At 68.6% G+C, this 18,704-nt stretch carries 19 protein-coding genes; 14 read left to right on the top strand and 5 right to left on the bottom strand.

Translation table 11 applies throughout. The features are described 5' to 3' along the window. Positions 1-28: 28 nt before the first annotated feature. Both ACLFRB_RS04215 and ACLFRB_RS04210 read right to left on the bottom strand, forming a co-directional pair. Positions 29-1,414, bottom strand: a complete 1,386-nt coding sequence (locus ACLFRB_RS04215) for a sigma-54-dependent transcriptional regulator (protein WP_411067756.1) — start codon at positions 1,412-1,414, stop codon at positions 29-31. Continuing rightward, positions 1,407-2,882, bottom strand: a complete 1,476-nt coding sequence (locus tag ACLFRB_RS04210) for an ATP-binding protein (protein WP_411067755.1) — start codon at positions 2,880-2,882, stop codon at positions 1,407-1,409. Before ACLFRB_RS04210 ends, ACLFRB_RS04215 begins: the two co-directional genes overlap by 8 nt. Before the next feature lie 204 nt (positions 2,883-3,086). On the opposite strand from ACLFRB_RS04210, the gene ACLFRB_RS04205 reads away from it, so the two are divergent. The 7 genes from ACLFRB_RS04205 to trxA all read left to right on the top strand — a co-directional run bounded on the left by ACLFRB_RS04205 (position 3,087) and on the right by trxA (position 7,921). Beyond that, on the top strand, positions 3,087-3,401 hold the full coding sequence (locus ACLFRB_RS04205; RefSeq protein WP_411067754.1) for a hypothetical protein: 315 nt from the start codon (positions 3,087-3,089) through the stop codon (positions 3,399-3,401). A 103-nt stretch (positions 3,402-3,504) separates the two neighbouring features. Next, positions 3,505-3,831 (top strand): hypothetical protein, encoded by a 327-nt coding sequence (locus ACLFRB_RS04200; protein ID WP_411067753.1) that lies wholly within the window; start codon positions 3,505-3,507, stop codon positions 3,829-3,831. An 801-nt stretch (positions 3,832-4,632) separates the two neighbouring features. Beyond that, complete coding sequence (locus tag ACLFRB_RS04195; RefSeq protein ID WP_411067752.1) at positions 4,633-4,887, top strand: DUF4168 domain-containing protein; 255 nt, start codon at positions 4,633-4,635, stop codon at positions 4,885-4,887. A 39-nt stretch (positions 4,888-4,926) separates the two neighbouring features. Continuing rightward, a complete protein-coding gene (locus ACLFRB_RS04190; RefSeq protein ID WP_411067751.1) occupies positions 4,927-5,163 on the top strand; it encodes a hypothetical protein in 237 nt (78 codons plus the stop codon). A gap of 780 nt (positions 5,164-5,943) precedes the next feature. Next, positions 5,944-6,792: a M48 family metallopeptidase gene (locus tag ACLFRB_RS04185; protein WP_411067750.1), complete on the top strand. Its 849-nt coding sequence runs from the start codon at positions 5,944-5,946 to the stop codon at positions 6,790-6,792. Between the two features lie 60 nt (positions 6,793-6,852). Further along, on the top strand, positions 6,853-7,341 hold the full coding sequence (locus tag ACLFRB_RS04180; protein WP_411067749.1) for a cytochrome c: 489 nt from the start codon (positions 6,853-6,855) through the stop codon (positions 7,339-7,341). A gap of 199 nt (positions 7,342-7,540) precedes the next feature. Beyond that, positions 7,541-7,921: a thioredoxin gene (gene trxA, locus ACLFRB_RS04175; protein ID WP_411067748.1), complete on the top strand. Its 381-nt coding sequence runs from the start codon at positions 7,541-7,543 to the stop codon at positions 7,919-7,921. Between the two features lie 225 nt (positions 7,922-8,146). On the opposite strand, the gene nadA is transcribed toward trxA, so the two are convergent. Continuing rightward, positions 8,147-9,223 carry a quinolinate synthase NadA gene (gene nadA, locus ACLFRB_RS04170; protein ID WP_411067747.1) on the bottom strand — a complete coding sequence of 359 codons (1,077 nt, stop codon included), beginning with the start codon at positions 9,221-9,223 and terminating at the stop codon, positions 8,147-8,149. A 126-nt stretch (positions 9,224-9,349) separates the two neighbouring features. Between nadA and ACLFRB_RS04165 the strand changes: the two genes are divergently transcribed. From ACLFRB_RS04165 to ACLFRB_RS04145, 5 genes are all read left to right on the top strand, one after another. Next, complete coding sequence (locus ACLFRB_RS04165) at positions 9,350-10,333, top strand: glutathione S-transferase family protein (protein WP_411067746.1); 984 nt, start codon at positions 9,350-9,352, stop codon at positions 10,331-10,333. A gap of 86 nt (positions 10,334-10,419) precedes the next feature. Beyond that, positions 10,420-10,854: a BON domain-containing protein gene (locus ACLFRB_RS04160; protein ID WP_411067745.1), complete on the top strand. Its 435-nt coding sequence runs from the start codon at positions 10,420-10,422 to the stop codon at positions 10,852-10,854. A gap of 124 nt (positions 10,855-10,978) precedes the next feature. Next, positions 10,979-11,836 (top strand): alpha/beta hydrolase, encoded by an 858-nt coding sequence (locus ACLFRB_RS04155; RefSeq protein ID WP_411067744.1) that lies wholly within the window; start codon positions 10,979-10,981, stop codon positions 11,834-11,836. An 81-nt stretch (positions 11,837-11,917) separates the two neighbouring features. Beyond that, positions 11,918-12,382: a DUF3015 family protein gene (locus tag ACLFRB_RS04150; protein WP_411067743.1), complete on the top strand. Its 465-nt coding sequence runs from the start codon at positions 11,918-11,920 to the stop codon at positions 12,380-12,382. Between the two features lie 274 nt (positions 12,383-12,656). Further along, positions 12,657-13,223 carry an outer membrane beta-barrel protein gene (locus tag ACLFRB_RS04145; protein WP_411067742.1) on the top strand — a complete coding sequence of 189 codons (567 nt, stop codon included), beginning with the start codon at positions 12,657-12,659 and terminating at the stop codon, positions 13,221-13,223. A 69-nt stretch (positions 13,224-13,292) separates the two neighbouring features. Here ACLFRB_RS04145 and purB read toward each other — a convergent pair whose 3' ends face one another. Beyond that, positions 13,293-14,660, bottom strand: coding sequence for an adenylosuccinate lyase (gene purB, locus ACLFRB_RS04140; protein ID WP_411067741.1), 1,368 nt, complete (start codon positions 14,658-14,660; stop codon positions 13,293-13,295). Between the two features lie 100 nt (positions 14,661-14,760). Here purB and ACLFRB_RS04135 point away from each other — a divergent pair, with 100 nt between their 5' ends. Together ACLFRB_RS04135 and ACLFRB_RS04130 are read left to right on the top strand one after the other, a co-directional pair. Further along, the gene (locus tag ACLFRB_RS04135; protein ID WP_411067740.1) at positions 14,761-16,125 is read left to right on the top strand and encodes an alanine/glycine:cation symporter family protein; all 1,365 of its coding nucleotides are present in this window, start codon (positions 14,761-14,763) and stop codon (positions 16,123-16,125) included. Positions 16,126-16,335: 210 nt separating this feature from the next. Further along, positions 16,336-17,976, top strand: a complete 1,641-nt coding sequence (locus ACLFRB_RS04130) for an alpha-D-glucose phosphate-specific phosphoglucomutase (RefSeq protein ID WP_411067739.1) — start codon at positions 16,336-16,338, stop codon at positions 17,974-17,976. Between the two features lie 89 nt (positions 17,977-18,065). Here the strand turns inward: ACLFRB_RS04130 and ACLFRB_RS04125 are convergent, their stop codons facing one another. Then, entirely contained in the window at positions 18,066-18,578 is a 513-nt protein-coding gene (locus ACLFRB_RS04125; RefSeq protein ID WP_411067738.1) for a hypothetical protein, read from the bottom strand. Between the last annotated feature and the right edge of the window lie 126 nt (positions 18,579-18,704).

The raw sequence follows: 18,704 nt of genomic DNA, 5'->3' as shown, positions 1-18,704 counted from the left end.
GTATATCCACGGTGCCGTCCGGTTCGGGCTACTCGTCCTCGGGCGCGGCCCGCTCCAGATAGCGGTAAAGGGTGCGCCGGCTCACCCCGAGAATCTCCGAGGCGCGCCGCTTGTTGCCGCCGGTCTCCGCCAGAACCCGGTCCACGTACCGGTACTGCACCTCTTCTAGCGGGGGCAGTTCGGCGGGGCCGAGCAGGGGGTCGCTCGCCCCGGCGGCCCTTGGAGGCCGGGCCGGGGAGGCCTCCTGGATCCGGTCGGGGAGGTCGTGGATCTGGATCCAGCCGTCCCGACAGAAGGTGACCGCCCGCTCCATGGCGTTGCGCAGCTCGCGAACGTTGCCTGGAAAGCTGTAGCTCTTCAAGCACCGCAAGGCCTCCTCCGCGATTCCCACGTCCCCTCGCCCCAGCTCCTGGCTGAACTGGGCAATGAAGCGTCCGGCCAGGATCTCCAGGTCGTCCTCGCGCTCCCGTAACGGCGGGATGGTCAGGGCGAAGGTCTCCAGCCGGTAGAAGAGGTCCGCACGGAAGGTACCCTCGTTGACCTTCTCTCCCAGGGGCTGGTTGGTGGCGGTGAGAACCCGGACGTCCACGGTCTGCTCCGTCTCGGCCCCTACCGGCCTGACCTTGCCGTCCTGGAGCACCCGCAGAAGGGTCGCCTGCAGGGGTAGGGGCATGTCGGCCACCTCGTCGAGGAACAGGGTGCCGCCGTCGGCCTGGGCTAGCAGTCCCCTGCGGCTCTGGACGGCGCCGGTGAAGGCCCCGGCCTGGTGGCCGAACAGCTCGCTCTCCATGAGCTCGGCGGGGATGGCGGCGCAGTTCACCGCAATGAAGGGCCCCGAGGCCCGCCGGCTTTCGGCGTGAATGGCTCGCGCCAACAGCTCCTTGCCGGTGCCGCTCTCCCCTTCGATGAGTACGGGTCCGCCGGCCTGGGCCAACTGCGCGGTCTTTTCGAACAGGGCCCGCATGGGTGGGCTCTGCCCGATAATGCCGTGGAAATCGGTGGCATCCCGGGCCTCCCGGTAGGCCGCCACCTCCTGACGCAGCCGGCGGCCTTCCATGGTGCGCCGCACCCGGATCAGGAGATGGTCCAGGTCCAAGGGCTTGGTAAGGAAGTCGTCGGCGCCGGCCTTGAGGGCTTCCACCGCCTGGGGAATGGTCCCGAATGCGGTGATGAGGATGAAGGCCGGTGGCTCCGGGCTCCCGGCCACCTCCCGCAGGAAGCTCACCCCATCGGTCCCCGGCAGCCAGAGGTCGCACAGGATCAGGTCCGGCGGGTCCCGGTCCAGATGCTGCCGGGCGGATTCGGCCTCCTGGACCGCTTCCGTCTCGTAGCCGGCTTCCGCGAGCTCGTCGGCCAGGAGGGCGGCCAGGTCCGCATCGTCCTCGACCACCAGGATGCGGCCGGGATCATCCATCGTTTTCCCCCGTTTCGGGCTCGGAAGAAGGGTGGGCCCTGGGAAGGCGCAGGACGAAGGCCGCCCCACCCAGGGGACTGTTCTCGATGTGGATTGAGCCGCCGTGCTCCTCCGCGACCCCGTGCACGAGGGCCAGCCCCAGGCCGCTTCCCTGCCCGGGCGGCTTGGTGGTGGAGAAGGGGTCGAAGACCCATTCCCGGCGCTCCGGAGGAATCCCGGGGCCGTCGTCCTCCACGGTCAGGACGGCCTCGTCCCCCTGGAGCTCCCAGCGCAGACCCACCCGGCCGCCGGGGGTGGCCTGCGCGGCGTTGGCGAGCAAATGGGTGAGGGCCTGCTCTCCCCGTACGGGGTCGATCTCCACCATGGGTGGGGGCTGGGTCGTATGCCATTCGAGCTCGACACCGGCCTCCGAATACAGCTCCCGAACCGAATGGATGGCCGCCCGGGTCAGCTGCTCTGTGGAGACGGGGCGGGGCGCCCCGCCGGGCTGCCGGCCGAAGGCCAGGAGCTGCTCCACGATCTGGGTCATGCGACCGGCTTGATCGCGGATACGCTCCAGTCGCTTCCGCTGCCCCGCATCCAGGCGCTCGTCGCGCAGGAGGCGCTGGGCCGAGCCGTCCACCACGCTCAGAGGCGTGCCCAGCTCATGGGCCACGCCCGCCGAAAGCCGTCCGATGGATGCCATCTTCTCCGACTGCTGAAGCTCCCACTGGAGGCGCTCCTCGCTGATGCGGCGCTCCTGGATCTCCGCCTGATCCTCCTGCATGCGCTGGAGCATGTCGTTGAAGGTTCGGCTGAGATCGGCGATCTCCCGAGGGCCGGTCTCGGGGGCCCGGTGGCTCCGCTCCCCCGCCGCAATGCGGTTCATGCTGTGTGCCAGGCGGGTAAGGGGGCGGCCCACGGCGAAGTGGTGGCCGAGGATGGTGACCAGTAGCAGGATCCCCGCTAGCCCCCCCAGTCCCACCAGCCCGTAGCCGCGGAGCTGTTGGAGATATCCCTGGATCTCGCTGGCCTGTCGGGTGATTTGAACCAGGCCGTTGTTCCGTCCGGAGGCGTCCGTCAGGGGCACGAAGTAGCTGTAGACCTCCCGCCCACCCATCTCTCCGTAGGTACCGCCTTCCCTGCCCGCTTCGGCGCGTTCGGCGATGTCCTCCTGGTCGGGCTCCTTGGCGTAGGCCGCGGCGCCCGCCGCCGCCACTTGGTCGCCCGATTCGTCGTACAGGTAGGCGCCGTAGACCCGTCCGAAGCTGAAGGCCGAATCCAGAGCGTTCTCCAGGGTGCCTTCCCGGCCCTGTTCCATGGCTCGTCCCAGGGGCTTTTGCAGGGTTCGACCGATCAGCTCCAGGTCCTCCTTGAGCCGCTTCTCGCTGAGCTCCTCGAGCGCGCCAATGCTCACGGAGCCTACTGTGCCGATCAGCAGGAGCAGGGGGAGGGCGACGTAAAGGAGGAAGGCGAGGCGAAGGTCCATGGAATCCTCTGTGCCTGATTTGGCTCATGTGTAATTTTGGCACAAGGAGAGGGGTATCGCCAAAGCTTCTGGGGTGCTGCTGAACGGTTGAATACTTACCGTGGAAACAATGTCTTATGTGGATATCGGTGCCGTAAATTCGGGTTGGCACGGCCATTGCTTCCCCCTGGGGGAAGCCATTTATCCCAAAGGGAGGTGATCCCAATGCAAGAAGACAAGCGATTCCGTCTGGGGACGACCCTGATTGCCGGTCTGGCCGCCACCATGCTGGCGGGGGGCGCTCTTGCGCAGCCCGGAATGGGTGGCGGCGAAGAGGCCGAAGAGGAGTCCTCGGCCCCTGAAGGGGGCGGTGGCGCTCCCGGCGGTGGTGGTGAGGCCCCCGGCGGCGGCGGGGCCCCCGGCGGGGATGGCGCCTCCGGCGGTTCTGCCCCTGGTGCTGGCGGGGGTGAGGCCCCGGAAGGGGGGGAGAGTGAAGAGGACGAGGACGAGGACGCCGAGGAGAACGGCGGCGGCATGTAAGCTCCCCCGAGCTTGGTTAGGCCGGGAACAGCCGGCCTGGCCTTTTGTTCCGCGGAAGTCTACGCATGTAAGGTGACTCCGAACCCAAGAAGAGGTAACGGATTTGAAGGAAGACAAGCGATTTCGTCTGGGGACGACCCTGATTGCCGGTCTGGCCGCCACCATGCTGGCGGGGGGCGCTCTTGCGCAGCCCGGAATGGGTGGCGGCGAAGAGGCCGAAGAGGAGTCCTCGGCCCCTGAAGGGGGCGGTGGCGCTCCCGGCGGTGGTGGTGAGGCCCCCGGCGGCGGCGGGGCCCCCGGCGGTGGCGGGGCCCCCGGCGGGGATGGTGCCTCCGGCGGTTCTGCCCCTGGTGCCGGCGGGGGTGAGGCCCCGGAAGCGGGGGAGAGTGACGAGGACGAGGACGCCGAGGAGAGCGGCGGCGGCATGTAAGCTCCCCCCCGAGCTTGGTCAGGCCGGGGACAGCCGGCCTGGCCTTTTGCTCCGCGGAAGTCTACGCATGTAAGGTGACTCCGAACCCAAGAAGAGGTAGCGGATTTGAAGGAAGACAAGCGATTCCGCCTGGGGACGACCCTGGCCGCCGGTCTGGCCGCCACCATGCTGGCGGGGGGCGCTCTTGCGCAGCCCGGAATGGGTGGCGGCGAAGAGGCCGAAGAGGAGTCCTCGGCCCCTGAAGGGGGCGGTGGCGCTCCCGGCGGTAGCGGTCAGGCCCCCGGTGGCGGTCAAGGCCCCGGTGGTGGCGGTCAGGCCCCCGGCGGTAGCGGTCCCGGCGGTAGCGGTCAGGCCCCTGGCGGTGGCGGACAGGCCCCCGGCGGCGGTGGTGAGGCCCCCGGCGGTGGCGGACAGGCCCCTGGCGGTGGCGGTCAAGCCCCCGGCGGCGATGGCGCCGCTGGCGGTCCGGCTCCGGGTGGCGCCGGTGCCGGCGACGAGTCGGAGGGCCAAGCCCCCGGAGCCGGTGGAGGTGAAGAGGGTGACGGCGAATCCACCTGGGAATAAGCTAGCCCGTTTGCGAGCAGAGCAGAGGGTACTTTTATGAAGACAGTGTCGAACCGTAAGCCGCTCGCCGTACTAATGGCCGCTCTTTTGGTAGGTGGTTTCTCTTCCGCGGCCGTTGCGCAGGAGCAAGGCCCCGGGGCCCAGCAGCCGGAGGGTCAGCAGCAGAGTCCGGCCGGTGAGGGATCCTCGGACCAGCAGACCGCCCCTCCCGCACAGACCGCCCCGTCCCCGAAGGATGTGAGCGACGAAGAAGTCGAGAAGTTCGCGGCCGCCTACGGGGAGCTCCGGCGCATCCAGGAAGAGCACGCCGGAGACCTGGGCGAGGCCGGCGACGAGGAAGAGGCTCGCAAGATCCAGCAGGAGATGCAAACCAAGATGGGCGAGGCCATCGAGGACGAGGGTCTCAGCTTGGAGGAGTATAAGGAGATCTTCGACGCCGTGCGGCAGGACCAGGAGCTTACCCAGAAGGTTACGGAGATGGTCGAGGAATAGCGCCGCGGCGCCTCACAGGATAGGAGCAAGGAACCGAGCATGCGTACGATCAGGCAACTTCCGGGAACCACCCCTCTGCTCATCGCGGCCTGCCTAATCGGCGGGCTGGCCCTGGCCGGCTGCGATCAGGCCGGGCAGGAGGGCAATGATGAGCCCATGGTAAATCCGGATGAGCAGGGCGAGAGCCCGGGTGGGGCCGGCGCTGGTCAGGAAGGCGGGGACCAGGAAGGCACCGGCATGGATCAGGAAGAAGGTGGGGGTGGCATGGGCGAGTAGCCCGGCTCCCGGACCTACGCTTCCTTTATACGGGGCGGGCCGGCAGGCCCGCCCCGCTTGCGTGTGTGCCAGGTATGGCACGGATTGGGAGAGATCTAGCAACCGGTTAGCGAAGGCGAGCCGGGATGGGCAACTTGGGGGTGAAGGCCCCCAGGGGTCCTGGTGACGGGATCCCTAGCCGTACGGCAAGGGCTGCCACGGCGAGGCGGGGCCTGAAGGAACCCGGAGGAAAGCACCGGTTCGACGAATAGGAACCGCGTACGAGGCGGTCCGTCGTGGGGGAGGAGGCATGCATCCCTACCCCCGATGTCACCCGGACCGGCGGGACGGAGATGTGGGGGAGCGGTGTGAAGGTCACGGGCCTTGTCCCGTAGGGTCTGCCGCCCGCTACCAGCCGCAATCGGTTCGGAAGGTCGACCTCCCCAACCCGGGCGGTGGCACCCGGATCCTGAGCTTCCTGGGGGAGCAGCCGAGGCTTGTGAGCTCACCATGAACCGCCGGATGTGGAGCCGTACGGCCGGTGGTGTGTGGGCTCGAGCGGGTGACCGCCCCTGGCTATCCGATTCCGCCCGCGGTTTCTCGGCCCGGGGAGGGGTAGACCCCTTTTTCGGGATAAACGTACGGAACATCGAGGTGGGCCCGGAGGGAGAGCGGTTTGCCTATGGGAGGGGAAGGCGGCACGCTGCAGGGAGGGCGGGGTGTCCGCTTCGGGGGCGGATGGGAAAGCGATTCCGCGGAGCAGGGAGGAGGTTGGGAATGCGTTCCCGGGTTAGGAGCAGGGTGTGGACCCTGGCGGTCCTGGCCGCTTTGGCGGTGCTGGCGGGGTGCTACACCGTGCCGGAGACGGGGCGGCGTGCCCTGATGCTGGTTCCCCAGGAGCAGCTGGTGTCCATGGCCGCCCAGTCCTTTGACCAGATCAAGGAGGAGGAGCCGGTCTCCGAGGATGCCGCCGCCAGGGCCCGGGTTGCGGAGGTGGGCGGGCGCATCGCCCGGGTAGCCGCCAAGGATACGGGACTGGAGCCGGGGGAATGGGAGTTCGTCGCCTTCGCCGACGAGCAGAAGAATGCCTTCGCGCTGCCGGGCGGGCAGGTGGGCGCCTACGAGGGCATCCTGGAAGTGGCGGAGACCGACGCCCAGCTCGCCACGGTCATGGGCCACGAGGCCGCCCACGTCGCGGCCCGCCACGGCGGGGAGCGCATGTCCGAGCAGCTGCTCGTGCAGATGGGAGGGGTCGCCCTGGCCCAGGCCCTGAACGAGAAGCCGGGCCAGACCCGGCAGCTGTTCCTGGCCGCCTACGGGGTCGGCGCCCAGGTGGGCATCCTGCTCCCCCACAGCCGCGGCCAGGAGCTGGAGGCGGACCGCATCGGCCTGCTCTACCTGGCCCGGGCGGGATACGATCCCCGGGCTGCGGTGGACTTCTGGGAGCGCATGGACAATGCCACCGAGGCGGGGGGCGAACCGCCGGTGTTCCTCTCCACCCATCCGCCCCACGGCAAGCGCATCGAGCGGCTCCGGAAATGGATGCCCCAGGCCATGGAGGAGTACCGGGCGGCCCGGGAGCGGCAGACGCGGCGCATGTTGGCGGCGCCGTGGCCCGGTGCCGGACCTCGGATCGAAGATGCCCGTTGACCGAGAAAGGTGCAAAAATTATGCTCCTTTTTCGTCAACGACGCAGCCAGGAGCGCTCCAATGCCCAAACCACCCTCCCGGGGACGTCCCCGCATCCTGCTCCCCCTCCTCCTGATGGCTCTGGCAACAGCCCCGGCGACCGGCGGCGCCGAGTCGCAGGCGGTTACCGAGGATCTCACCCCCAAGCTGGACCGCCTTCTCCGCGAGGAGATGCAGGCCATCCAGGAGTCCATGGCCACCGCATTCGCTGCCCTGGTGACCGGGGACCACGACACCGTGGCCGAGGAAGCGCGGGGCATCCATGACAGCTTCATCCTCAAACGGTCGCTGACCGAGGAGGACCGCCGGGACCTCCGGGAAGCGGTCCCGGAGGGGTTCGTGCGGCTGGACCAGAGGTTTCACGCGGCCGCGGCGGAGCTGGCGGAGGTCGCCGAGGAGGGGGATGCCGACCGGCAGCTGGAGGTCTACAACCGCATGACCCGGGACTGCGTCGCCTGCCACAGCCGCTATGTGACGGGGCGCTTCCCCGGCCTGGAGGGGGCGGACTGAGAACGGCCCGGGGCCGGGAACCGGAGTGGGGGCGTGGGAGCCTAATGGTTTCCCGGCCCAGGCAACCGGTTCTTCGACGCGGTGGCCGCGGGCGCTGAGCGGGCCCGGGTTACAGGGCCAACCAGACGTGCGATGATCGTAGGTTTTTCCGCGGGCGCCGCCGGCGTCCGTCCGCTGCCGGCAAGCATAGGAGCGCATAGTGGCAACGGTCGACCTTACCAAGGACAATTTCGAGTCCACGATCATGAACAACGACATGGTCTTCGTGGACTTCTGGGCTTCCTGGTGCCAGCCCTGCAAGACCTTCGCGCCCACCTACGAGGAGGTCTCCGCGGACTATCCGGACATCGTCTTCGGCAAGGTGGACACCGAGAACGAGCAGGAGCTGGCCGGCCATTTCGGCATCCGCTCCATCCCCACCCTGATGCTGTTCCGCGAGCAGGTCATCATCTTCCAGGAGTCGGGGGTGCTGCCGCGCGAGGGCCTGGAGAGCATCATCCAGCAGGCCCGCGACCTCGATATGGACCAGGTCCGCAAGGACATCGAGGAGCAGCAGAAGCAGCAAGGCGGCGAGGGCTGAGCCTTCTATCCAGAGCAGATCTGTCCCCGGACAAAAATCGGGCCCCGGTAAGGGGCCCGATTTTGTATGCCGGTGCGGTGTTAAAAGCGGTCATGGCCTGGTAGGAGCCCGCTTTAGCGGGCGATCCGGTTCCGGCATCCAAGCCGGCTCAAGCAATCGCCCGCTAAAGCGGGCTCCTACGGGAAAATGCGCCTTATCGAACCAAGCAGTACCAGCGCCCCGCAGTCACTTCCCCGCCTGGAGGCGCCGCTTGCGCTCCTCGTTGAAGTCGAGCATGCGTTTCAGGGGCTGCCAGGCCTGACGCGCGGTATCGGGGTCCACGTGGATCTCGTTGGTGCCCTGCTCCAGGGTGCTGACGAGGTTGGAGAGGCCGTTCATGGCCATCCATGGGCAGTGGGCGCAGCTGCGGCAGGTGGCGCCGGCCCCGGCGCTGGGCGCCTCCAGGAAGGTCTTGCCCGGAGCCGCCTCCTGCATCTTGTGGAAGATCCCGCGGTCCGTGGCGACGATGAAGGTGTCCGCGTCCAGGTCCTGGGCCGCCTGGATGAGCTGGGTAGTGGAGCCCACCACGTCGGCCAGGTCGATCACCTGCTCCGGGGACTCGGGATGCACCAGCACCTTGGCGCCGGGGCGCTCGGCCATGAGGGCTTCCAGCTCCTGGGCCTTGAAGTGGTCGTGCACCACGCAGGAGCCCGGCCACAGCAGCAGCTCGGCGCCGGTGACCCGCTCGATGTAGTGGCCCAGGTGCCGGTCGGGCCCGAACAGCACCTTCTCGCCGCGCTCCACCAGGTGCCGCACCACGTCCACGGCGATGGAGGAGGTCACCACCCAGTCCGCCCGGGCCTTCACCGCCGCCGAGGTGTTGGCGTACACCACCACGGTGTGGTCGGGATGGGCGTCGCAGAATGCCGTAAACTGGTCCGCGGGACAGCCCAGGTCCAGGGAGCATTCCGCCTCCAGGGTGGGCATCAGGACGCGCTTCTCGGGGTTCAGGATCTTGGCCGTCTCCCCCATGAACCGGACCCCGGCCACCACCAGCGTGCTGGCGGGATGGTCATGTCCGAAGCGGGCCATCTCCAGGGAATCGGCCACGTGGCCGCCGGTTTCCTCGGCAAGGTCCTGCAGGTCCCCCGAGGTGTAGTAGTGGGCCACCAGGACGGCGTCCCGCTCGGCGAGGAGCCGCTTGGCCCGTTCCACCAGATCCCGACGCTCGGACCCGGACAGGGCGCGCTCCCGATCCTCGGTGGACGGCCCCTCCGGAAGCTGGTCGTCGGTCACCTCGGGGATGGTAATCGTGGCATCCATCGGCGTTCTCCTTGCTTCCCCATGGGGGCAGAACGTGCGATCCCCGCTTGAATCGCAAGAGTCTACCCGTTCCCTTGGACCGGGCCAAAGCCGAAAATTTCCGACCGATTCGATAAGGATACCATCATGGGTAAGCTCATTGACGGGGTCTGGCAGAAGGAGGCCTTCGCGCCGGAGACGGAGGGCGGGCGCTTCGTCCGCCCGGACAGCCCCTTCCGCGGCTGGGTGAGCCGGGACGGCTCCACGGGGTTTCCGGCGGAGCCGGGCCGCTACCACCTCTACGTGTCCCTGGCCTGTCCCTGGGCCCACCGGACCCTGATCTTTCGCAAGCTCAAGGGCCTGGAGGAGGCCATCAGCGTCTCCGTGGTGGACCCCATCATGGGCGAGGAGGGCTGGCACTTCTCGGAGGGACCGGGCTGCGTCCCCGACACGGTCAACGGCTGCGCCTACCTGCGCGAGGTGTACGTACAGGCGGATCCCCACTACACCGGCCGCGTGACCGTGCCGCTGCTGTGGGACAAGCGGGCCGGCACGGCGGTGAGCAATGAGTCCGCCGACATCATCCGCATGCTGAACCGGGAGTTCGACGACATCGCCGACGACCGGCTGGATTTCTACCCGGAGGACCTGCGTGCGGAGATCGACGCGGTGAACGCCTGGGTCTACGACGACATCAACAACGGCGTTTACCGCACCGGCTTCGCCCAGACCCAGGACGCCTACGAGGAGGCCTTTGACGCCCTGTTCGCCGCCCTGGACGCGGTGGAGGCCCGGCTGGCCAAGCACCGCTACCTGGTGGGCAACCGCCTTACCGAGGCGGACTGGCGGCTGTTCACCACCCTGGTGCGCTTCGATCCCGTCTACTACGGGCACTTCAAGTGCAATCGCCAGCGCGTCGCCGACTTCCCCAGTCTGGCGGGCTACCTGCGCGACCTCTATCAGGCTCCCGGGGTGGCAGAGACCGTGAGCCTGGACCACATCAAGCGCCACTACTACGGCAGCCATCCGACCCTCAACCCCACGGGCATCGTTCCCAAGGGGCCGCTCCTGGACTACGCCGGAGCCCACGACCGGGACCGCTTCCCCCACGAGGGGCCCGCGCTGGTATGACGGTCGCGCCTTTCTGGGGCAGGCTGGTCCGTGGGCCCCGGAGTCGGGGTAGCGACAGACGGTGGACGACGCAGGGGGGCAGACGCATGCGCTGGAAGCACGGTTTGGCAATGGCCCTGCTGGTGCCCCTCCTGGCCGGCCCGGCGGGGGCGGCCGGGGAGGGGGCGGACAACGAGGCTGACGACGGCATCGGCAAGGAGCTCGGCGAGCTGGCCCGGGAGATCGAGGAGCAGACCCGCAGGCAGGGACGCTATCTGGGCGAGAAGCTCGGCGAATGGACCGAGGAGGGGGGCTCCTGGGCGGAGGATCGCGCCCTGCAGGCGCGGGTGAAGACCACCCTGTCGGGGGTGCTGGGGGCCGCCAGTCTCACCGCGGTGGACGTGGACGTCACCGAGGGGGTGGTCACCCTGCGTGGCGAGCTGACGGACTGGGAGCAGGTGGCCCGGGCCGTGCGGGCCGTGGAGCAGATCGACGGGGTCCGCCGGGTGGTCTCGGAGCTGACGGCCCCGGGCAGCGTCTGAGCGGAGGCGGAGCGTGGGAAGGGGGATTCGGAGTGGGACCCGTGGGCCTGGCGGGGGGCGTGCCCAGCCGGAGCCGGGGCCCTCGGCCCGTGGCACCACGCTGCGGATCCTCCTGCTGGTCCTGATGCTGCCGGTTCTGGGTGGCTGCACCCGCCTGTTCTTCTACCCCGACCGGGAACTGGTCCTGAACCCCGCCACCCTGGGCCTGGAGTTCGAGGAGGTCCGTTTCCGCTCCGGGGACGGGGTGCCCCTGCACGGCTGGTACCTGCCGGCGGAGACGGAGGATGCCGCCGGAAGCGTGTTGTTCCTCCATGGCAACGCCGAGAACATCAGCAACCACTTGCCCGGGGTGGCCTGGCTCCCGGAGCGGGGCTTCAACGTCCTCCTGATCGACTACCGGGGGTACGGCCGCTCCGAGGGTGCGGTGTCGCTGGAGGGCGCCCTGGCCGACGTGCAAGCCGCCCTGGCCTATCTGGCCGAGCGCGAGCCCCCGGAGCGCCCGCTGGCCGTCCTGGGGCAGAGCCTCGGCGGGGCTCTCGCCCCCTACGCCGTCAGCCGTTCCCCCCACCGCGACCGGGTACGGGCCCTGGTGGTGGATAGCGCCTTCGCAAGCTACCGGGGAATCGCCCGCGAGAAGCTGGCTTCCACCTGGCTCACCTGGCCCTTCCAGTGGCTGGCCTGGAATGTGCCGGACCGCTACAGCCCCGTGGATGCCATGGCGGAGATCGCCCCCATTCCCGTCCTGATCACCCACAACCGGGGCGACCGGATCATCCCCGTCCGCCACGCCTGGGACCTGTATTGGGCCGCCGAGGAGCCCAAGCGGGTCTGCCTGTTCCCGGGGGGCGCGCACGGCTCCACCTTCCTCCGCCCGGAGGCGCGGGATCTGCTGGCCGCCTACCTGTGGCAGCGCTTTGGCCGGTCCGGGGAGCCTCCCCGCACCGAGGACGGGATGCCCCGTTTCCGTATTGACACCCTGTGAGGCCGGTGGTCCTAATGCCTAAGTGAAAGTGATCACTTGCAATAATAGAGGGATGGGGCCATGTGGAGAAAAACTATTCTTATGGCTGCGCTTACGGCGCTCCCGATATCGTCCGCCCTTGCCAAGGACAGCACCGGCTGCGGTGCCGGCACCATGCTGTTCGACGGCCAGGAGGGCGTCGCCCCCCAGGTGCTGGCGGTGACCACCAATGGGATCCTGGGCAACCAGACTTTCGGCATTAGCTCCGGTACGCTCGGCTGCGACCAGGACGGCGTGGTTCGCTCCAAGGAGAAGGTCGCCAAGTTCATCGACGACAACATGAACAAGCTGGCTGCGGATATGGCCTCCGGCGGCGGGGAGACCCTTGCCTCCCTGGCGGACCTGATGGGGGTGGCGAAGGAGGACCGGCCGGCCTTCTACCGCTCCGCCAAGGAGCACTTCCCCCGCATCTACGCCGATGACGAGGTGGTGGCGGGCGAGGTGATGGAGAACCTGAACGAGGTGCTCGCCGAAAGCCCCAGTCTGGCCGGGTACACCCTGACCTGAGCCGTGCCCATTCGGAACCCACCCAAGCGGCCCTCCGGGCCGCTTTTTTGGGTTTGGGCGCTGGCGGTTCCGTGGGCAGGGCTCGGCGAAGGCCCGGACCGGGCCAGGAGGGCGAGGTAAGCAGGGGATTTGTTTCGGCCCGGAAAAGGGCAAATATTGTCCAAATCCTTGGAGATCCCGTAGAAAAATTGTCCAGAACTTGATTTTTTGGAGGATTCCCGGATAATCAGGCCGCATTTTTCGGTGCACCGGGAACGAAAAAAGGGGGAACCCCATGGAGAAGACGTGGATCCGCGGTCTGTCCGCCCTGGCTCTGGCTTTGCCGGCCACCACCATGGCCCAGGGCCTGCCCGACAGCTCCTACGGGGCGGCTGGACTGGCCCTGCAGATGCCGGACTACGCCGACGACGACGGCGTGGCCCTGAATCTGCGGGCCGGGGCCGACCTGTCCGACCTCGGGGCCAACCTGGACCTCGGCGGGGGCTCCCTGTGGGTGGAGGGGGAGCTGACGCAGACGCTGGTGAAGCCCTCCTACGATTTCACCGTCGTAGATCCTGTAACCGGGGCCACCGACACCACCGAATACGACGTCTCCGTCACCACCCTTGGGGCCTACGCCCGCTACGTCTACCCCGTGGACCCCATCACGCTGGAGGGCCGCCTCGGCCTGTCCTACCTGTCCGCGGACGTGGACGGGGGCGGCTCCGATTCCGACCTCGGCCTGGACTTCGGCGTCGGGGTGGGCTTCGATCTCACCCACCAGATCCGGGGCGTGGTGGAATACACCATCCTGCAGAGCGACGTGGACCACTTCGGCTTTACCGCCCAGTACGCCTTCTAGGGCTCTGGCGCAGGTCGAAAAAAAAGGCGGCCCCGCGGGGCCGCCTTTTTGCTGGAAAGGGATGGGGGCTCAGACGGCGCGGGCCTGCTCGGCGGCGTTGCCGAGGTAGCTGGCCGGGGTCAGGCTTTTCAGCTTTTCCTTCTCGCTTTCCGGCAGGGGCAGGCTCTCCACGAACTCGGCGAGCTTGTCGGCGTCCACCGCCTTGCCGCGGGTGAGCTCCTTGAGCCGCTCGTAGGGGCGGTCCACGCCGTTGCGGCGCATGACCGTCTGGATGGGCTCGGCGAGCACCTCCCAGGCCCCGTCCAGGTCCTCCGCCAGCCGCTCCCGGTTGATCTCCAGCTTGTCCAGGCCGCGCAGGGCGGAGCGGTAGGCCAGCAGGCTGTAGCCGAAGCCGGTGCCCATGTTGCGCAGCACGGTGGAGTCGGTGAGGTCGCGCTGGAAGCGGGAGACGGCCAGCTTGCCGGCGAGGTGGTCGAGGGTGGCGTTGGCCAGGCCCAGGTTGCCCTCGGCGTTCTCGAAGTCGATGGGATTGACCTTGTGGGGCATGGTGGAGCTGCCCACCTCGCCGGCCACGGCGCGCTGCCTGAAGTAGCCGAAGCTGATGTAGCCCCACACGTCCCGGCACAGATCCGTGAGCACGGTGTTGAAGCGGCTCATGGCGCCGAACAGCTCGGCCATGTAGTCGTGGGGCTCGATCTGGGTGGTGTAGGGGCTCCATTCCAGGCCCAGGGCCTCTACGAAGCGCTCGGCGAGGGCCGGCCAGTCCACCTCGGGGTAGGCCACCATGTGGGCGTTGAAGTTGCCCGTGGCGCCGTTGATCTTGCCGCGCACGGGGCTCTCCGCCACGGCAGCGCGGGCCTGCATGAGTCGGTGGGCGAGAACCGCCAGCTCCTTGCCCACCGTGGTGGGCGTGGCGGGCTGGCCGTGGGTGCGCCCGAGCATGGGCTCCTCGGCCCAGGCGTGCGCCTGCTCGCGCAGGCGGTCGATGAGGCCGTCCACCCCTGGCAGCAGGACCTCGGCCCGCGCCTCCGCCAGCGAGAGGCCGTGGGCGAGGTTGTTGATGTCCTCGGAGGTGCAGGCGAAGTGGAAGAACTCCGCACCCGCGTCCACCTCGGGCAGCTCCGCGGCGCGCTCCTTGAGGTAGTACTCCACCGCCTTGACGTCGTGGTTGGTGGTGGCCTCGATCTCCTTGATGCGCTGCGCGTCCACCAGGCCGAAGTTGGTGACGATGCGGTCCAGGAAGGCCTCCGCCTGTTCGGACAGCGGGGCGAGCTCCGCCACCGCCGGCTCGGCGGCCAGGGCCTTGAACCAGGCCACCTCGACGCGGACCCGGTTGCGGATCAGGCCGTATTCGCTGAAATAGGGCCGCAGGTCGGCGACCTTGGGCCCGTAGCGTCCGTCCAGGGGGGAAACGGCGGTAAGCGCGGAAAGCTCCATTCCGACGACCTTCTTCGTGAACAAAGGCATGATACTTTACCATGCCCCGCGGCCCGGCCCAGGGGGCGGCGGCCCGGCACGCGATAAAAGGGAAAACCGCATGGAACAACTGAACACCTTCCTGGAGTCCGTCGGCGGGGTGCTCTGGACCCCGGTGATGCTGGTGCTCCTGCTCGGCACGGGAATCTTCCTGACCATCGGGCTCCGGCTGCTGCCCCTGCGTAAGCTGGGCTACGGCTTCCGCATGCTCTGGGCGGGGATCCGCCCCGGGGCCCAGAAAGGGGAGGGCGAGATCACCCCCTTCGGCGCCCTGATGACCAGCCTCTCCGCCACCATCGGCACCGGCAACATCGCCGGGGTGGGCACGGCCATCCACCTGGGCGGCCCGGGGGCGGTGTTCTGGATGTGGGTCACCGCCTTGGTGGGCATGGCCACCAAGTACGCCGAGGCGGTGCTGGCGGTCAAATACCGCGAGGTGGATGAGCAGAATCTCCACGTGGGCGGCCCCATGTACTACATCAAGAACGGCCTGGGGCCGCGCTGGCAGTGGCTGGGGGCCGCCTTCGCCCTGTTCGGGGTGGTGGCCGCCTTCGGCATCGGCAACACCGTGCAGTCCAATTCCGTGGCCGATTCCCTGCACCAGGCCGTGGGTGCGCCGCACTGGCTCACGGGGGTGGTCATGGCCACGGTGGCCTTTGCCGTGATCGTGGGGGGCATCGGCCGCATCGCCCACGTGGCGGAGGCCCTGGTTCCGGTGATGGGCTTCGTGTACGTGTTCGGGGCCCTGACCATCCTGGCCTTCAACTTCACCGACATCCCCCAGGGCCTGGCGCGGATCTTCACCGACGCCTTCACCGGCACCGCGGCGGTGGGCGGTTTTGCCGGGGCGGGGGTGATGGCGGCCATCCAGTTCGGCGTGGCCCGAGGTCTGTTCTCCAACGAGGCGGGCCTGGGCTCGGCGCCCATGGCCCACGCCGCGGCCCGCACCGACGACCCCGTGCGCCAGGGGATGGTGGGCATGCTTGGCACCTTCATCGACACCATCGTGGTCTGCACCATGACCGCCCTGGTGATCGTCACCACGGGCGTCTGGGACAGCGGCGAGACCGGGGCCGGCCTCACCACCACCGCCTTCAGCCAGGGCCTGCCGGGCCCGGGCGATTTCGTGGTGGCCTTCGGGCTGGTGGTCTTCGCCTTCACCACCACCCTGACCTGGGCCTTCTACGGCGAGCGGTGCCTGGAGTTCCTGGCGGGAGTGAAGCCCCTGAAGGCCTTCCGCCTGATCTGGGTGGTGGGGATCCTGATGGGGGCGATGGCCAGCCTGGATCTCATCTGGAACCTGGCGGACATCACCATGGCCCTCATGGCTCTCCCCAACCTGGTGGCGCTGGTGCTGCTGTCGCCGGTGGTGTTCCGCATCAGCCGGGAGTATTTCCGGGGAACCGAGGCCAGCGCCGTGGGCTAGGCCCCGCCGGGCGGATGCACCGGCCCGGAGCGGGCCGCTCCCGGGGAGGTTCAGGGCCCGGGCCCGTTGCGCTACCCTTGAGCGTCCAGGGTGTGGATCCCCGATGCCCCGGGCCTTTCCAATTCCCCCGCAAGGATGATGGGATCATGGGAGGGTCCCGGGGAGGCGGACCTCCCACCCCGCCGACCCCGACCGCCACCGGGAGTGATCATGACCATCATCGAGGAAGTCTCCTCCCCCTTCGAGGATCAGCGCCCAGGCACCTCGGGCCTGCGCAAGACGGTGGAGCAGTTCTCCCAGCCCCGCTACCTGGAGAACTTCATTCAGGCCGTGCTCGATACCTGCACGGAGCTCCGGGGCGGCACCCTCATCCTGGGCGGCGACGGCCGCTACTACACCGAGACGGCCATCGACACCATCCTGCGCATGGCCGCGGCAAACGGGGTGGGCCGGGTCCTGGTGGGGCGCGACGGGCTGTTCTCCACGCCGGCGGTCTCCGCCACCATCCGGCGGCGTGGGGCCGCCGGGGGCATCCTCCTCACCGCCAGCCACAATCCGGGCGGCCCGGACGGCGACTTCGGGGTGAAGTACAACATCGCCAACGGCGGCCCCGCCCCGGAGCCTGTGACGGAGGCCATCTACGCCCGCTCCCTGGAGATCCACGGCTACCACATCACCCAGGAGCACGCGGAGGTGGACCTTTCCCGGGAAGGGGCCACCGAGGTGGAGGGCATGCCCGTGGAGGTCATCGACCCGGTGGCCGACTACCGGGCCCTCATGGCCGAGCTGTTCGATTTCGACGCCCTGCGGGCCCTGCTCGGCTCCGGGACCTTCTCCATGGTCTTCGACGCCATGCACGGCGTCACCGGCCCCTACGCCCGAGCCATCCTGGAGGAGGACCTGGGCGCGCCGCGGGGGACAGTCATAAACGGCGAGCCCAAGCCGGACTTCGCGGGGTGCCAGCCCGATCCCAATCCCGTGCACGCCCGGGACCTCATGGAGCGCATGTACCGGCACGACGCCCCGGACTTCGGCGCCGCCTCCGACGGCGACGGCGACCGCAACATGATCGTGGGCCGGCATTTCTTCGTGAACCCTTCCGACAGCCTGGCGGTTATCGCCGACCACCTGGACGCCATTCCCGGCTACCGCGGCCGGGTCTCCGGCGTGGCCCGCTCCATGCCCACCAGCCGGGCGGTGGACCGGGTCGCCGAGGCCCGGGGCTACGAGTGCTTCGAGACCCCCACCGGCTGGAAGTTCTTCGGCAACCTCCTCGATGCCGATCGCGTCCAGCTGTGCGGGGAGGAGTCCTTCGGCACCTCCTCCGACCACGTGCGGGAGAAGGACGGCCTGTGGGCCGTTCTGGCGTGGCTTTCCATCCTCGCCGCCAGCCGGGAGTCGGTGGAGGCGGTGGTGCGCGGCCACTGGTCCCGGTACGGGCGGGACTTCTACAGCCGCCGCGACTACGAGGGGCTGACCCGGGAGCAGGGCGAGCGCCTCATGGCCCACCTCCGCGACCGGCTCCCCGGTCTGGCGGGGGCTCCCACAGCGGCCGGCCCCCGCGTCACCGAGGCCGACGAGTTCGGTTACACCGACCCCATCGACGGGCACACCACCACGGGCCAGGGCATCCGCCTCTGGTTCGACAACGGCGCCCGGGCCGTCCTGCGTCTGTCCGGGACGGGAACCGCCGGTGCCACCCTGCGGATCTACCTGGAGAAGCGGGAGGGCGACCCGCTGCGGCACAACGACGAGTGCCGGGACGTGCTGAAGGACGTCGCCGAGGCGGTGCGGGAGGTGGCGGAGGTGACCGCCATCACCGGCCGCAAGGAGCCGAGTCTGGTGGTTTGAGGAAAGGTGCCGGAGGGGCTGGCCAGGCCAAACAGGCCCCGCAACGGAACCCGGGCGCGCAGCCCGGGTGACGTGCGGGGGAATCCCGGCTATTCCAGAATCTTCAGCGGGTTCAGCATGTCCACGAAGGTCAGAAGGTTGGCCTGGGAGAAGCGGGTAACGTCCACGATCAGGTTCTCGGTCTCCACGATCAGCTCTTCGGTGTAGACGATCCGGTCCGCCATCTCCCCGATGCGGTCGGCCATGACGCCGATTTGCCCCTCCGTGTAGAGCACCCCCTCGAGGCTGGCGATATAGACGGTTTCGCCCGTGGACAGGGTTTCGGTGTAGACGTTCTCCCCGCTCTCGATAGTGTCGGAGAAAAAGCTCATTGACTCCGGCTCGATCACGGCCACGAGGATGTCGATGTTGCAGCAGCCGTCGAAGAAGGGCAGCAGCAGGAGCTCCCCGCCGAAGGTCAGGTCGGCGTAGACGAAGTTCTCGTCCTCGCTGGTTTCGGCGTACTCGAAGGTGTCCCCGGAGTAAAGCTCCATGTCCATGGCCTGGGCCGGGGCGGCAAGGAAAGCGAGGGCTAGGACGGCGGACAGCAGAATCTTCCGCATGAATTCCCCTTTTGGTTTGAGTAGATTAGAACCCACTAAAATACAGGAGCCCTTCAGCCCCTGAAACCTTGTCCGGTAAGGGGTGGGTGCTGTCCGGTCGTTTCGCTGTCCGGGGAGGTGAAACGG

Source organism: Thiohalorhabdus sp. (assembly GCF_046545655.1).
In the GTDB taxonomy this organism is placed as follows: Bacteria; Pseudomonadota; Gammaproteobacteria; order Thiohalorhabdales; family Thiohalorhabdaceae; genus Thiohalorhabdus.
This window is presented reverse-complemented; position numbering and strand designations above follow the sequence as displayed.

Coding starts and splice junctions, on each gene's coding strand:
- nadA (WP_411067747.1), bottom strand. CDS start 9,223: ATGGATGCCACGATTACCATCCCCGAGGTGACCGACGACCAGCTTCCG.
- ACLFRB_RS04215 (WP_411067756.1), bottom strand. CDS start 1,414: ATGGATGATCCCGGCCGCATCCTGGTGGTCGAGGACGATGCGGACCTG.
- ACLFRB_RS04165 (WP_411067746.1), top strand. CDS start 9,350: ATGGGTAAGCTCATTGACGGGGTCTGGCAGAAGGAGGCCTTCGCGCCG.
- ACLFRB_RS04160 (WP_411067745.1), top strand. CDS start 10,420: ATGCGCTGGAAGCACGGTTTGGCAATGGCCCTGCTGGTGCCCCTCCTG.
- ACLFRB_RS04190 (WP_411067751.1), top strand. CDS start 4,927: ATGCGTACGATCAGGCAACTTCCGGGAACCACCCCTCTGCTCATCGCG.
- ACLFRB_RS04135 (WP_411067740.1), top strand. CDS start 14,761: ATGGAACAACTGAACACCTTCCTGGAGTCCGTCGGCGGGGTGCTCTGG.
- ACLFRB_RS04180 (WP_411067749.1), top strand. CDS start 6,853: ATGCCCAAACCACCCTCCCGGGGACGTCCCCGCATCCTGCTCCCCCTC.
- ACLFRB_RS04145 (WP_411067742.1), top strand. CDS start 12,657: ATGGAGAAGACGTGGATCCGCGGTCTGTCCGCCCTGGCTCTGGCTTTG.
- ACLFRB_RS04155 (WP_411067744.1), top strand. CDS start 10,979: ATGCTGCCGGTTCTGGGTGGCTGCACCCGCCTGTTCTTCTACCCCGAC.
- ACLFRB_RS04130 (WP_411067739.1), top strand. CDS start 16,336: ATGACCATCATCGAGGAAGTCTCCTCCCCCTTCGAGGATCAGCGCCCA.
- ACLFRB_RS04205 (WP_411067754.1), top strand. CDS start 3,087: ATGCAAGAAGACAAGCGATTCCGTCTGGGGACGACCCTGATTGCCGGT.
- ACLFRB_RS04210 (WP_411067755.1), bottom strand. CDS start 2,882: ATGGACCTTCGCCTCGCCTTCCTCCTTTACGTCGCCCTCCCCCTGCTC.
- ACLFRB_RS04125 (WP_411067738.1), bottom strand. CDS start 18,578: ATGCGGAAGATTCTGCTGTCCGCCGTCCTAGCCCTCGCTTTCCTTGCC.
- purB (WP_411067741.1), bottom strand. CDS start 14,660: ATGGAGCTTTCCGCGCTTACCGCCGTTTCCCCCCTGGACGGACGCTAC.
- ACLFRB_RS04150 (WP_411067743.1), top strand. CDS start 11,918: ATGGCTGCGCTTACGGCGCTCCCGATATCGTCCGCCCTTGCCAAGGAC.